This is a genomic window from Skermanella pratensis, from assembly GCF_008843145.1.
GTDB lineage: Bacteria > Pseudomonadota > Alphaproteobacteria > Azospirillales > Azospirillaceae > Skermanella > Skermanella pratensis.
The window spans coordinates 4,931,221-4,945,049 of the sequence record NZ_CP030265.1; the positions used below are offsets into that span (position 1 = coordinate 4,931,221).

General features: G+C 67.7%; 12 protein-coding genes. 11 read left to right on the forward strand and 1 reads right to left on the reverse strand.

The window, feature by feature from the left end; translation table 11 throughout:
- The first annotated feature begins 10 nt into the window (after positions 1–10).
- The 4 genes from DPR14_RS22660 (at position 11) to DPR14_RS28440 (ending at position 4,785) form a co-directional block, all read left to right on the forward strand.
- Positions 11–2,296: an O-linked N-acetylglucosamine transferase, SPINDLY family protein gene (locus DPR14_RS22660; RefSeq protein WP_158047168.1), complete on the forward strand. Its 2,286-nt coding sequence runs from the start codon at positions 11–13 to the stop codon at positions 2,294–2,296.
- A 76-nt stretch (positions 2,297–2,372) separates the two neighbouring features.
- Entirely contained in the window at positions 2,373–3,392 is a 1,020-nt protein-coding gene (locus DPR14_RS22665) for an NAD-dependent epimerase/dehydratase family protein (protein WP_158047169.1), read from the forward strand.
- Between the two features lie 32 nt (positions 3,393–3,424).
- A complete protein-coding gene (locus DPR14_RS22670) occupies positions 3,425–4,465 on the forward strand; it encodes a nucleotide sugar dehydrogenase (protein ID WP_246148494.1) in 1,041 nt (346 codons plus the stop codon).
- Positions 4,465–4,785 (forward strand): Rossmann-fold NAD(P)-binding domain-containing protein, encoded by a 321-nt coding sequence (locus DPR14_RS28440; protein WP_246148496.1) that lies wholly within the window; start codon positions 4,465–4,467, stop codon positions 4,783–4,785. Before DPR14_RS22670 ends, DPR14_RS28440 begins: the two co-directional genes overlap by 1 nt.
- 24 nt (positions 4,786–4,809) lie before the next feature.
- Here the strand turns inward: DPR14_RS28440 and DPR14_RS22675 are convergent, their stop codons facing one another.
- Positions 4,810–5,349, reverse strand: a complete 540-nt coding sequence (locus tag DPR14_RS22675; protein WP_158047170.1) for a hypothetical protein — start codon at positions 5,347–5,349, stop codon at positions 4,810–4,812.
- A 336-nt stretch (positions 5,350–5,685) separates the two neighbouring features.
- On the opposite strand from DPR14_RS22675, the gene sciP reads away from it, so the two are divergent.
- From sciP to flhA, 7 genes are all read left to right on the forward strand, one after another.
- Entirely contained in the window at positions 5,686–5,964 is a 279-nt protein-coding gene (gene sciP, locus DPR14_RS22680) for a CtrA inhibitor SciP (RefSeq protein WP_192499116.1), read from the forward strand.
- 313 nt (positions 5,965–6,277) lie between these two features.
- Positions 6,278–7,942 carry a flagellar basal-body MS-ring/collar protein FliF gene (fliF, locus tag DPR14_RS22685; RefSeq protein WP_158047172.1) on the forward strand — a complete coding sequence of 555 codons (1,665 nt, stop codon included), beginning with the start codon at positions 6,278–6,280 and terminating at the stop codon, positions 7,940–7,942.
- Positions 7,943–8,030: 88 nt separating this feature from the next.
- Positions 8,031–8,993: a flagellar motor switch protein FliG gene (fliG, locus tag DPR14_RS22690; RefSeq protein WP_246149403.1), complete on the forward strand. Its 963-nt coding sequence runs from the start codon at positions 8,031–8,033 to the stop codon at positions 8,991–8,993.
- A gap of 34 nt (positions 8,994–9,027) precedes the next feature.
- Positions 9,028–9,801, forward strand: coding sequence for a FliH/SctL family protein (locus DPR14_RS22695; RefSeq protein WP_158047174.1), 774 nt, complete (start codon positions 9,028–9,030; stop codon positions 9,799–9,801).
- 10 nt (positions 9,802–9,811) lie between these two features.
- Complete coding sequence (gene fliN / locus DPR14_RS22700) at positions 9,812–10,135, forward strand: flagellar motor switch protein FliN (RefSeq protein ID WP_158047175.1); 324 nt, start codon at positions 9,812–9,814, stop codon at positions 10,133–10,135.
- A gap of 37 nt (positions 10,136–10,172) precedes the next feature.
- Positions 10,173–11,648 carry a sigma-54-dependent transcriptional regulator gene (locus DPR14_RS22705; RefSeq protein ID WP_158047176.1) on the forward strand — a complete coding sequence of 492 codons (1,476 nt, stop codon included), beginning with the start codon at positions 10,173–10,175 and terminating at the stop codon, positions 11,646–11,648.
- A gap of 9 nt (positions 11,649–11,657) precedes the next feature.
- The gene (gene flhA / locus DPR14_RS22710) at positions 11,658–13,769 is read left to right on the forward strand and encodes a flagellar biosynthesis protein FlhA (protein ID WP_158047177.1); all 2,112 of its coding nucleotides are present in this window, start codon (positions 11,658–11,660) and stop codon (positions 13,767–13,769) included.
- Positions 13,770–13,829 lie beyond the last annotated feature (60 nt).

Here is a 13,829-nt window from a genome sequence, read left to right on the forward strand (position 1 = left end):
CGGTTAGAGCATGTCCGATGAGCATTCGGCGGCCCGCGCGTCCAGGGCCGCCTCTTCCGCCGATCCGGTCGCGGCCCAGTACCCTTCAACTCCTTCCGGCCCGGCCTCAGCCCTGAATGCCGAGCTGCTTGCCGGAGCCGAGCGGTCCCTTCTGGCCGGAAACCTCGTGATGGCGGGCTGGCTTTGCGAGGAGGTCCGGCAGGTCGAGCCGGACTCCCCGGGCGCCTCGCACATCCTCGGGCTGATCGCCGAGCAGGAGGGGCAACTCCGCGAGGCGTCCCGGCTCTTTCGCCAGGCGCTGGCATCCGATCCCGGCTTCAGCGCCGCCTGGCTGAGCCTCGCCTCGCTGCACCGGTCGAGCGGCAATCGGGAAGCGGCGCTGCTGTGCTGCCGCAGCGCGCTCCTGATCGACCCGGCCGACCGCGACGGCTGGTACAACCTGGGCAACGCGCTGTTCGACGGCGGCTGCGCCTCGGCCGCCGCCGAAGCCTATGGCCGCGCCCTGCGGATCGACCGCCACCACGACTCCGCCTGGCACAACCTGGGCATCGCCCTTCATCTGGCCGGCCGTCCCGAGGCCGCCCTGGCGGCCTTGCGCAATGCCGCCGCCTACCGGCCGGACAATCCGTCGACCTTCCACCAGATCGGGGTGGTCCGGTTCCGCGCCGGCGACCTGGACGACGCCCTCCGGGCGGTGGGGCGGCAGGCTCGGCTCGATCCGGCACACCTGGACGGCAGCCTGATCCGGCTCCTGGCGATCGCGTTGCGCGACGCCGGGCGGACGGGCGATGCGATCCCGATCACCGCGCTGGCGGTATCGCACCAGCCGGAGGACGTCGACCTGAGGCACTGCCTCGGGATGCTCCACTTGGCCGATCGCGACCTGTCGGCGGCCGAGGCGATCTTCCGCGCCACCCTGTGCCACGGCCCGGCCGATCCTTTCGCGCTGAATTCGTACGGCGTGATGCTGAACGGCATGGGCAGGTCGCGGGAGGGAGCGCGGCTGCTGCGGCGCTCCCTCCTGCTGCAACCCGGAAACGCGGAGATCCACAGCAACCTGCTGCTGACCCTCCAATACGACGGGTCGCTCGGCCCGGCCGACCTGAAACGCCTCCATGCGGAATGGTACCGCCGCCACGCGCCGCCCGGCGGATCGGCCGGCACGCCGCCGGCGCGTCCGGAAACGATCCGCGATCCGGAACGGCGGCTCCGCATCGGCTACGTCTCGGCCGATTTCGGCCAGCACCCGGTGGGCTTCTTCCTCAGCGGGGTGGTCCTGCACCACGACAGGGACTCCTTCGAAGTCCACTGCTATTCGGCGCGCCGGCGGAGCGACGCCCTGACGGCCCGCTTCCGACGCATGGCGGACCACTGGCACGAGATCGGCGACACCGACGGCGTGGAACTGGCCGACCGGATCCGCGGCGACGGCATCGACATCCTGGTGGACCTGTCGGGACACACGGCGAACAACCGGCTGCGCGCCTTCGTCCATCGGCCGGCGCCGGTCCAAGCGACCTGGGCCGGCTATGTCGGAACCACCGGCATCCCGGCGATCGACTACCTGATCTCCGACCCGCGCCAGACGCCGGACGGAATCGACCGCCATTACGCCGAGCGGATCATGCGGCTGCCCGACTGCTATGTCTGCTACGAGCCGCCGCCCTATGCGCCGCCGGTCGGTCCCCTGCCGGCGCTCGAATCCGGCACCGTCACCTTCGGCTGCTTCAACAATCTCGCCAAGCTGGACGAGGCCAGCATCGCCCTCTGGAGCACCCTGCTGCGCGACCGGCCCGACCGGCGGCTGATGCTCCAGACCTTCGCCCTGGACGTCCAGGACGTGCGCGATGCCGTGACGGCGCGGTTCGCCGCCCACGGCGTGGCACCCGGCCAGCTCGAACTGCGGCCGGCGGCCGGCCACGCGGGCCTTCTCCAGTCCTACAACTCGGTCGACATAGCCCTCGACCCGCTGGCCTATTCGGGCGGACTGACCACGCTGGAAGCGCTGTGGATGGGCGTGCCGGTGATCACGCTGCCGGGCGAGCGGTTCTGCACCCGTCACAGCCTGTCCCACCTGACCGCTGCGGGGCTTCCCGGCCTCGTGGCGGAGGATGCGTCGGGATATCTGGCGCGGGCGGAGGGACTGGCCGCCGATCTCGGACGGCTGGCCGAGCTGCGCGGCAGGCTGCGCGACCGGATGGCGGCCTCGCCGCTCTGCGACTCCGCCCATTTCACGCGGACGCTGGAAGCGGCGTTCAGGCGGATGTGGCGGGACCTCTGCCTTAGGCCAAAATGATTAGTTAACCATTTCGGCATAGTCTGGCTACATCTTTCGGCGGCGCTCCGCCGGTTTCGCCAGCGCGGAAATGTTCATGAAGATCCTGGTTACCGGAGCCGCCGGCTTCATCGCGGGCTATGTCGTGGCCGAACTGCTCAAGCACGGGCACCAGATCGTCGGCATCGACAATTTCAGCAAGTACGGTCCCGTCGCCAAGGCCCACGACGGCCACCCCAACTACCGGTTCGTCTTCGGCGACTGCAAGGACGTCGGCCTGATGACGGAATTGGCCGCCGACTGCGACCGGATCATCGCCGGCGCCGCGATGATCGGCGGAATCTCCTACTTCCACCAGTATGCCTACGACCTGCTGGCGGAGAACGAGCGGATCACCGCGTCGACCTTCGACGCCGCCATAGCGGCGCACCGGGCGGGACGGCTCGCCAGGATCGTCGTGCTGAGCTCCAGCATGGTGTTCGAGAGCGCCTCGATCTTCCCGACGCCGGAAAACGAGCTCACCCGCGCTCCTCCCCCCGCCAGCAGTTACGGCTTCCAGAAGCTGGCCGTGGAGTATTTCGCGCGGGCGGCCCACCAGCAATACGGGCTGCCCTTCACGATCGTGCGGCCGTTCAACTGCGTCGGCGTCGGCGAGGGCAAGGCGCTGGGAGACGCCGAGATCATGAGCGGCAATGTCAGGCTCAGCATGTCCCACGTGCTGCCGGACTTGGCGCAGAAGGTGCTGAAGGGGCAGGATCCCCTGCATATCCTGGGGGACGGCGGCCAAGTGCGCTGCTACACCCACGGCACCGACCTTGCCCGCGGCATCCGCCTGTGTGCCGAACGGGACGAAGCGCTCAACGACGACTTCAACCTGTCCACGCCGGAGCCGACCACCGTGCTGGAACTGGCCGCCCTGGTCTGGCGCGAGGTCCATGGCGACCGGCCGTTCCGCCACGTCAGCGACGCCCCCTTCGAATACGACGTGCAGCGCCGCGTCCCCGACACGACGAAGGCCGAGCGGGTGCTGGGATTCGCCGCCACGGTGCCGGTCGCCGACAGCGTGCGCGAAGTGGTCGGCTGGGTCCGCGCGGAACTCGCGGCGGGCCGCCTGTGACAACCCGAACAGCGAATGCGGGAGCCTCGGCGATGGACTACCAGCATGACCGCACGGTCTGCATCATAGGCCTGGGTTATGTCGGGCTGACGCTCGCCATCGTCATGGCGGAAGCCGGCTACACGGTCCGGGGCGTCGAGCTGAACCGCGACTTCACCGACCGGATCGTCACGGGAAAGGCGCACTTCTACGAACCCGGCCTGGACGAGCGGCTCGGCTTCCAGCTCGGCGCCGGGCGACTCCATGTCGGCAACACGCTGCCCGACGATCCCGCCATCTCGCTCTACATCATCACGGTGGGGACGCCGCTGGGGCCGGACGGCAAGGTCCGGCTCGACATGGTCCGGCGGGTCACGCGGGAGATCGCGGCCCAGCTCAAGGACGGTGACGCCGTCGTGCTGCGCTCCACGGTCAAGATCGGCACCACCCGCGACATCGTCATGCCGATCCTGGCCGAAACCGGGCGGGACATAGACATCGCGTTCTGTCCGGAACGGACCCTGGAGGGCCGTGCGCTCTATGAGCTGACCCATCTGCCCCAGATCATCGGCGCCACCTCGGAGCGCGGCTCGATCCGACTCGCCCAGGTCTTCAACGCCCTCACGCCGACGGTGATCCGGGTCCGCGACCCGGAAACCGCCGAGATGATCAAGCTGATCGACAATACCAGCCGGGACGTCGGCTTCGCCTTCGCCAACGAGGTGGCGCGGCTGTGCGGCGCGGCCGGCATCTCGGCCGCCGAGGTGATCACTTTCGGCAAGCTGGGATATGCCCGGACCCAGCTGCCGATGCCCGGCCCGGTCGGAGGTCCCTGCCTGAGCAAGGATTCACACATCCTGGTGGAGAGCATGACGGATCGCGGCGTCATGCCCGAGATCGCGGCCGCCGCGCGCACCATCAACGAACGGCTGATGGTCGAGAGCGCCGGGTACATGGCCGGCCAGGTGCTCCCATGGCACCGGTGCGACGCCCTCAAGGTTACGATCATGGGCCTCGCCTTCAAGGGCCAGCCGGAGACCAACGACCTGCGCGGCAGCACGGCGATACCCTGCTCGCCGAGCTGCGCCGGCTGATGCCGGAGGCGATTTTCTGCGGGTATGATCCGATCGTTTCGGCACAGGATATGATCGCCCTGGGGCTGACCCCGTTGGCGGACCTCGGCGAGGCCTTCGACCAGAGCCATCTTGTCATCGTTCACAACAACCATCCGGCGTTCCAGGCCATGCCGCTGTCACGACTCTCGCGCGGGATGGCCCGGCCCGGGATGGTTTACGATTTCTGGAACAACTTCGTGCCGGAGCGGCTGACCCTTGACACCGGCATCCGCTACGTGGCGCTGGGCAGCCACCGCATGGGTGCGGATCAACCCGGGTCCGGCTGCTCCGGACGATGACCCCTATCGACCGGAGGGTGCCGGTCAGGCCGAAATGGAACTAAGCTGCGGCTGGCCGGCCCCGAAAGCGGGCCCACCGGACCCGACTCCCGAACCCGAGACCCGCGGAGCCGAAGTCGGCGCGGTGAACGTAACGGCCTGGGCGGCGGGAACCGGCGCGGAATCCGCCGTTGCAGCGCCGCCGGCCTGCCCTGTCCCCGGCACTCCGGCGTCCGACTGGCCGAAGGCGACCCGGATCGGTTCGCCCTGCCGTGCCGATTTCGTCGCGTCGGCTTGCTCCTGCTCCTTCGACCGCTCGGCGATGGCCCGGTTCCGATAGGCTTCAAGCTGCTTTTCGGAGGGATACTGAACCAGCACCTTGCCGTCGGAACCGTCGCGGTACTGGAGCACGGTGCGCTGCGTCTCGCTATCGAGACGGACGACCGGGCTGAAGTAGCGGGAAGGCTCCGCAGCGGCACCGGCGGTCGGATCGGCTTCCTGCTGAGCCGCCCGCGAAACTGACTGCTGGGCAGGCGCACGTAGCGCGGCCGTTCCCTGCAGTGTGTTTCCGATGGCGTCCATCATAGCTGACCCAATACTGGTGATCCATGCGTATGGTCCCGACTCTTGCGGGAGGAGTCAAGGGATTCTTAACCCAAGGCCGAAGAATCCTTCGAGCCCTATACCCTTTGTTAACATGTAACCATCAAAGAGTGAGAAAGTTAGCCAACTCACAGACTTATGCACCATCGCGCCGCCCGCGAATCCCGTCCCTGGAGCTGGATTACCTCTTTGGAGCGACAAGATTTCCGCGAGTTAGCAGTTTTTTAAATTGGCACTCGGATACTGACGCCCGCTGCCGACGGATGAGTAAGGATTCGCGAGGTAACCTGTCGCATGACAGCTCATAAAGAAGACCCGATGATGGACAGTGTCGTAGACCTGGCCTCGCGGGTAATGACGGAGGCAGACCTTCCGCCACCCGATACCAAGCGCTGGGTCATGAGGCGCAAGGCGGAAGTAGTTGCCGGGGTGCGTTGCGGGTTGATCAGCCTTGAGGAGGCCTGCCGTCGCTACACGCTGTCGGTCGAGGAATTCCTCTCCTGGCAACGGCTGATCGACAGCCATGGAGTGCGCGGCTTGCGGGCGACCCGCCTGCAGGACTACCGCCAGGGCGAAAAGGCGACCCTGGCCGAGTGAGAATCCTCGCGGGGCTGTCTTCGGTCCCGGTCATCCCCCCGTTCGGCCATCCCGGTCGATCCGAATACGGCAGATCCCAGACGGCGCCCTGCCTTCCACCGGCTTCCCGAGGCCGGTTCCTATCCCGGACACCCTCGCCCGCTAGGCAGAATTTGCCGGGCAGGCATCGAAACCGGGCCATCTTAACCATCCATAAACGAAAATATCGTTACATTTCAGGCGAGTGACGGCCTGGGCCGGCGGTTGCGTCCGCAGCCCGCCGTAGCGACCGGTTTTATAAGCCGCCATTCCGAAGCCGCCAAGGGCAGCCCGCTTGAACACGTTCCTCCAGACCCTGCGCAATCTCGGCCCGGTACGGCTGGCCGCCATGGGCGTGGTGGCGCTGGGCCTGATCGGCTTCTTCGTATACCTGATGACCCGCCTGTCCACCCCGGACATGGCCCTGCTCTACAGCGACCTCGACCCCAAGGACGGCGGCGCCATCGTCCGCCAGTTGGAGGAGCAGAAGATCCCCCACCAGGTCAACGCGGAAGGCACCCGGATCATGGTGCCGGCGGATCAGGTCGGACGTCTTCGGATGGTCATGGCCCAGGCCGGGCTGCCGTCGGGCGGCTCGGTCGGCTATGAGATCTACGACAAGCCGGAAGGGTTCGGCACCACCAGCTTCGTCCAGGGCGTCAACCACCTGCGCGCGACCGAGGGGGAACTGGCACGCACCGTCGCCACGCTGGGACCGATCCAGCAGGCGCGGGTCCACTTGGTGCTGCCCAAGCGCGAGATGTTCAGCCGCAGCCAGCAGGCGGCCACCGCCAGCGTGTTCCTCAAGCTGCGCCCCGGACAGCCGCTGAAGCGCGAGCAGATCGTCGCGATCCAGCACCTGATCGCCGCCGCCGTGCCCCAGCTCGAACCGAACCAGATCTCGATCGTCGACGACCGCGGCAACCTGCTGGCCCGCGGCATGGGGGCCGGCAGCGAACAGCTCCTCCAGGCCAGCGCCGACGAGAAGAAGCTGGCCTACGAGCAGCGCACCACCCGGGTGATCGAGGACCTGCTGTCACGCTCCCTGGGCTTCGGCAAGGTCCGCGCCGAGGTGACCGCCGACCTGGATTTCGACCGCATCACCACCAGTTCGGAGATCTTCGATCCCGAGAGCCAGGTGATCCGGTCGACCCAGACGGTGGAGGACAACAATGAATCGACCGACCGGGACGCGCTCGATCCCGTGACGGTCGCGAACAACCTGCCGACCGCCAATTCCAGTTCCTCGGAATCCGCCGCGACCAGCCGCACCAAGGGCGCCCGGACCGAGGAGACGGTCAATTACGAGATCAGCAAGACGGTCAAGAGCCATGTCCGCGAATCCGGGCAGGTCCGCCGGCTGTCGGTCGCGGTGCTGGTGGACGGCCTCTATTCGCCGGGTCAGGACGGCGCGCCGGTCTATACGCCACGCTCCCGGGAGGAGATGGCCCAGATCGAGACCCTGGTGCGCTCCGCCATCGGGTTCGACGCCGTCCGCGGCGACACGGTCGAAGTGATCAACATGCGCTTCGCCACGCCGGAGGCGGAGTTCGCCGACGCCGGCGCCACCTTCCTGGGCATGGCCAAGGAGGACCTGTTCCGCATCGCCGAGATGATCGTGCTCGCCATCGTGGCGATCCTGGTGATCCTGCTGGTCATCCGCCCGCTGATGGCCAAGGCCTTCGAGCGCGGCGACGACAGCGCCGCGGAGGAGGAGGCGGAGCGCCTGCTGACCGACCAGACCGCCGGCCAGGCCCAGCTCATGGGGCCGGGGGCGCTGGCCCAGGACCTGGCGCTGGAAGACGCCCAGGCCGGCGAGGAGCTGGAGCAGATGATCGACATCAACCGCGTCGAGGGGCGCGTGCGCGCCTCGTCGCTCCGCAAGGTCGGCGAGATCGTGGACAAGCATCCGGAAGAGGCCGTCTCGATCATCCGCAGCTGGCTGTACCAGGAAACCTGATCCGGTGAACGGGGAGAATTGAGCCGTGGCAGCGCTGCGCATCCGTGAAGACTACCGCACCCTGACCGGGCCGGAGAAGGCCGCCATCATGATGCTGGCGCTGGGCGAGGAGCACGCGACCAAGCTGTTCACCCACATGGACGACGAGGAGATCCGCGAGCTGTCGCAGACCATGGCCAACCTGGGCACGGTCAGCGCCAACATCATCGAGCGGCTGTTCGTCGAGTTCGCCGAGCAGATCTCCTCCACCGGATCGCTGATCGGCACCTACGAGAGCACCGAACGGCTGCTCATGAAGGTGCTGGACAGCGAGAAGGTCAATCAGATCATGGAGGATATCCGTGGTCCGGCCGGCCGCACCATGTGGGACAAGCTGGCGAACGTGAACGAGACGGTGCTCGCCAACTACCTGAAGAACGAGTACCCGCAGACCGTCGCGGTGGTGCTGTCCAAGATCAAGGGCGAGCACGCGGCCCGCGTCCTGGCCCAGCTGCCGGAAAGCTTCGCCATGGAAGTGGTGATGCGCATGCTGCGCATGGAATCGGTCCAGAAGGAGGTGCTGGACGACGTCGAGCGCACGCTGCGCACCGAGTTCATGTCGAACCTGGCCCGCACCAGCCGGCGCGACGCCCACGAGATGATGGCCGAGATCTTCAACAACCTGGACCGCAACACGGAGAACCGCTTCCTGGCCGCCCTGGAGGAGCGCAACCGCGACAGCGCGGAGCGCATCAAGGCGCTGATGTTCACCTTCGAGGACCTGTCCAAGCTCGACCCCTCGGGCGTCCAGACCCTTCTGCGCGTCGTCGACAAGCCCAAGCTCGGCCTGGCGCTCAAGGGCTCGTCCGAGACGCTGCGCGACCTGTTCTTCACCAACATGTCGGAACGCGCCGCCAAGATCATGCGCGAGGACATGGCGGCCATGGGACCGGTACGCCTGCGTGACGTGGACGAGGCGCAGATGTACATGGTCCAGGTCGCCAAGGACCTGGCCGCGCGCGGCGAGATCGTCATGGCCGAAGGCAAGGGCGAAGACGAGCTGATCTATTAGGCCCGGCCAGAACCCCAGCGATCAGAACCCGATCATGTCATCAACCCGCAAGTTCCTGTTCGATACCGAGTTCGACGTGGACGTGGCGCGCCGCCGCGAGGAGCGTCTGGCCGCCGAGGCCGTGACGCCGAAGCCGCCCCCGCCATCCGAACCGGAGGAACCGCCCCCGCCGCCCGAGCCGGTGTTCAAGTCGGCCGACCTGCTGCAGGCGCACGAGGACGGCTACGCCGACGGTTTCGCCAACGGCAAGGCGCAGGCCGAGGCGGCGATGGCCGCCCGGATCGCCGCCACGCTCGACCACCTGGCCGACCAGATCGAGTACATCGTGCAGAGCGCCGCCGAGAGCGCCGCGCGCCAGCGCGAGGGCGTGATAGAGATCGGCGCCGTGATCGCCCGCAAGCTGCTGCCCGACTTCGCCCGGCGGCAGGGCACGGCAGAGATCGAAGCCATGATCGCCGCCTGCGTCGGCGACCTGATCGACGAGCCCCGGCTGGTGATCCGGCTGGCCGACGGCGACCTGGACGCGCTGTCCGAGCGGATCGACGCGATCACCACCCGGCGCGGCTTCGCCGGCAAGGTCGTCCTGCTGGCCGAACCGACCGTCGCTCCCGGCGACTGCCGGATCGAGTGGGCCGACGGCGGGGCGGAGCGCGACAGTGCCCGGCTGTGGCACGACATCGACAGGGCCGCGGCCCGCTTGCTCGACCCCGGCCAGCATCCGGCGGGTGCGCACCATGGTTCGGGACAAGCCCCGGGCCATGCGGCCCCCTTCCCGGCGGCTGCGCCGTCCACCGTAATCGACAGCTAGGAGAGGCCCGATGGCCAGCAAGGACAGCTTTTCGCTCGACGAACTCGACGGCGGCTCCCGCGATGTCGCCGAATTCGACAGCCATGCGGCCAAGGACCTGGAGGCGATCTACGACATTCCGGTCCAGATCTCCGCGGTGCTGGGCAAGGCGACCATGCAGGTCAGCCAACTCCTCAAGCTCGGCCGCGGCGCCGTCGTGGAGTTGGACCGCAAGGTCGGCGAGGCGATCGACATCTATGTCAACAACCGTCTGGTGGCGCGCGGCGAAGTGGTGGTCGTGGAGGACCGGCTGGGCGTGACCATGACCGAAATCATCAAGTCGGACCGGTCTTGAGCACTTCGGCCGGAACGGTTTCTGGGGGATACTGGTCATGCGACTGCTGATCGTCGGCACGCTGGAAGGCTACATCACCGCGGCGGGCAGGATCGCCCACGAGCGGGGCGCCAAGGTCGCCTACACGGACGGCATCGACAAGGCCATGAACGCGCTGCGCGGCGGCCAAGGCGCCGATCTGGTAATGATAGACGTCAAGTTCGACATAGCGCGCCTGATCGACGCGCTGAAGCTGGAGCGCATCACGATTCCGGTCATCGCCTGCGGGATCGGCACCGACGCCCAGGCGGCGGTGCGCGCCATCCGGGCCGGCGCACAGGAATATATCCCGCTGCCGCCCGATGCGGAGTTGATCGCCGCCGTGCTGGAGGCGGTGGTCCAGGAAAGCCACGCGATCGTCAGCCGCGACCCCGCCATGGGATCGGTGCTGCGCATGGCCGACCAGATAGCGCCCAGTGAAGCCTCGGTCCTGATCACCGGCGAGAACGGCACCGGCAAGGAGCTGATGGCCCGCTACATCCACCGCAAGAGCCGGCGGTCCGACAAGGTCTTCGTCGCGGTCAACTGCGCCGCGATCCCCGAGAACCTGCTGGAAAGCGAGCTGTTCGGCCACGAGAAGGGCGCCTTCACCGGGGCGCTGGCGCGCCGCGTGGGCAAGTTCGAGGAGGCCAACGGCGGCACCCTGCTGCTGGACGAGATCAGCGAGATGGACATCCGCCTGCAAGCCAAGCTGCTGCGCGCGATCCAGGAGCGCGAGATCGACCGGGTCGGCGGCAGCCACCCCGTCAAGGTGGACATCCGCGTGCTGGCGACCTCCAACCGCCGCCTGGAGGAGGAGGCCCGCGCCGGCCGCTTCCGGGAGGACCTTTATTTCCGCCTGAACGTGGTCAACCTGCGCCTGCCGCCGCTGCGCGACCGTCCGGCGGACATCGTGGCCCTCGCGGCCCATTTCGCGAAGAAATACGCCGAGCAGAACGGCATGCCGGAAAAGCAGCCGACCCCCGCGGCGCTCGACATGCTGAAGTCGCACCACTGGCGCGGCAATGTGCGCGAGCTGGAGAACACCATGCACAGGGCGGTGCTGCTCTCCCGCGGGAAGGACATCGACACCGACGCGATCCTGCTGACCGATCCGGCCGCGGCGCCGGTCTCCGCTCCCGCCCCGGCGCCCGAGGCGCCGCCGGCCGCCCATGCCGCGGCCCGCGCGGCGGCCGGCTATGCCGCCTATGGCGGCGGCCGGATCATGGCGCCGCCCCCGGCCAGCCCGCCGCCGGCCGCCTCCACTCTCCCCGGCAGCCTGACCGGCCTGGTCGGCCGGACCGTCGCCGACGTCGAGCGCGACCTGATCATAGACACGCTGCACCACTGCCTGGGCAACCGCACCCATGCGGCGACGATCCTCGGCATCTCGATCCGCACGCTGCGCAACAAGCTGAAGCAGTACAGCGAGGAGGGCGTCGCGGTCCCGCCCCGGGCGACATGGAAAGGGCGACCCTGTGAGGCAACGGCATAGGGCGACGCCATGACCGACCAGACCACCGGCGGCGGCTTCAACGCGGGCGACCTGTTCCAGACCGCCAAATCCATGATCCTGCGCGGCGACATCGCGCTCGCGGTCGGCTTGGTCATGATCCTGGTGGTCATGATCCTGCCGATGCCGTCGTTCCTGCTCGACATGTTCCTGGCCCTGTCCATGACCATGTCGGTGCTGATCCTGATGACCGTGCTGTTCATCCAGAAACCGCTGGAGATCAGCTCGTTCCCGACCATCCTGCTGATCACCACCCTGCTGCGCCTGGCGCTGAACCTGGCATCGACGCGCCTGATCCTGTCCCACGGCCACGAGGGGCCCGACGCCGCCGGCGCCGTGATCGAAGCCTTCGCCGGCTTCGTCATGGGCGGCAACTTCGTGATCGGCGTGATCGTCTTCGCGATCCTGACGATCGTCAACTTCGTCGTCATCACCAAGGGTTCGGGCCGCATCGCCGAGGTGGCGGCCCGCTTCACCCTGGACGCGATGCCCGGCAAGCAGATGGCGATCGACGCCGACCTGTCCGCCGGCATGATCGACGAGCCGGAAGCCCGCAAGCGCCGCAAGGAGCTTGAGGACGAAAGCGCGTTCTTCGGCTCGATGGACGGCGCGTCCAAGTTCGTGCGCGGCGACGCCACCGCCGGCCTGATGATCACCTTCATCAACGTGATCGCCGGCATGATCATCGGCATCGCCCAGAACGACATGCCGTTCATGGAGGCGGCCGACACCTATACCCGGCTGACCATCGGCGACGGCCTGGTGTCGCAGATCCCGGCGCTGATCATCTCGGTCGCGGCCGGCCTGCTGGTGTCCAAGGCGGGCGTCACGGGGTCGGCCGACAAGGCGCTGTTCGGCCAGCTCAGCAACTACCCCATGGCGCTGGGGCTGTCGTCCGCCATGCTGCTGATGCTCGGCATGTTGCCGGGCATGCCCTTCGTCCCCTTCATGGCGCTGGCCGGCGCCACCGGCGCCGCGGCCTGGTACCTGCCGAAGATGCGGGAGAAGAGGTCCAAGGAACTGGCCGAGGAGGCGATGGAGCAGGTGGCCCCCGCTCCGGTCGCCGACGAGCCGATCTCGACAGCGCTGTCCATCGACTCGGTCCGGCTGGAGCTGGGCTACGCCCTGCTGACGCTGATCAACACGGCGAACGAGGGCTTCCGCCTGACCGACCAGATCAAGGGCCTGCGCCGCCAGCTCGCGGCGGAGGTGGGATTCGTGCTGCCGTCCGTCCGGATCCAGGACAATCTGCAACTGCCGCCCAACACCTACGTGGTGCGGATCAAGGAGATAGAATCGGGTCGCGGCGACATCCGCCCGAACATGCTGCTGGTCATGGACCCGCGCGGCGAGGCGATCTCCCTGCCCGGGGAGCCGACGGTCGAGCCGACCTTCGGCCTGCCCGCCATGTGGATCGAGCAGAACTACCGCGAGGAGGCGCTGTTCAAGGGCCTGACCGTGGTCGACGCCTGCACGGTCATCACCACGCACCTGACCGAGGTGATCAAGGACAACATGCCCGACCTGCTGTCCTATGCCGAGACCCAGAAGCTTCTGGACGAGATCGGGCGCGAAAGCCAGAAGCTGGTGGCGGACGTCATCCCGGCCCAGATCACCATGGGCGGGCTGCAGCGCGTGCTGCAGAACCTGCTGGGTGAGCGGGTGTCGATCCGCGACCTCGCCACCATCCTGGAAGGCGTCTCGGAGGCGTGCGGCTTCACCCGCAACATCACCGCCATCACCGAACACGTGAGGACCCGGCTGGCCCGCCAGATCTCGGAGTCGAACAGCAACGAGGCCGGCTTCATCCCGCTGATCACCCTGTCCCCGGAATGGGAGCAGGCCTTCGCCGAATCGATCGTCGGCGACGGCGACGACCGGCAACTTTCCATGGCACCGTCACGCCTTCAGCAATTCATCACCAATGTGCGTCAGACTTTCGAACGTCACGCCATGATGGGCGAGACACCGGTGCTGCTCACCAGTCCCGGCGTCCGGCCCTATGTGCGGTCGATCATCGAACGGTTCCGGCCGGCGACGACGGTCATGTCGCAGAACGAGATCCATCCCAAGGCCAAGATCCGGACCCTTGGGCAGATCTGATCTGGACGGATCTGATGGTCGGAACCAGGGATAGGCAGGGCCGGCGCGAACCAGCCGGCA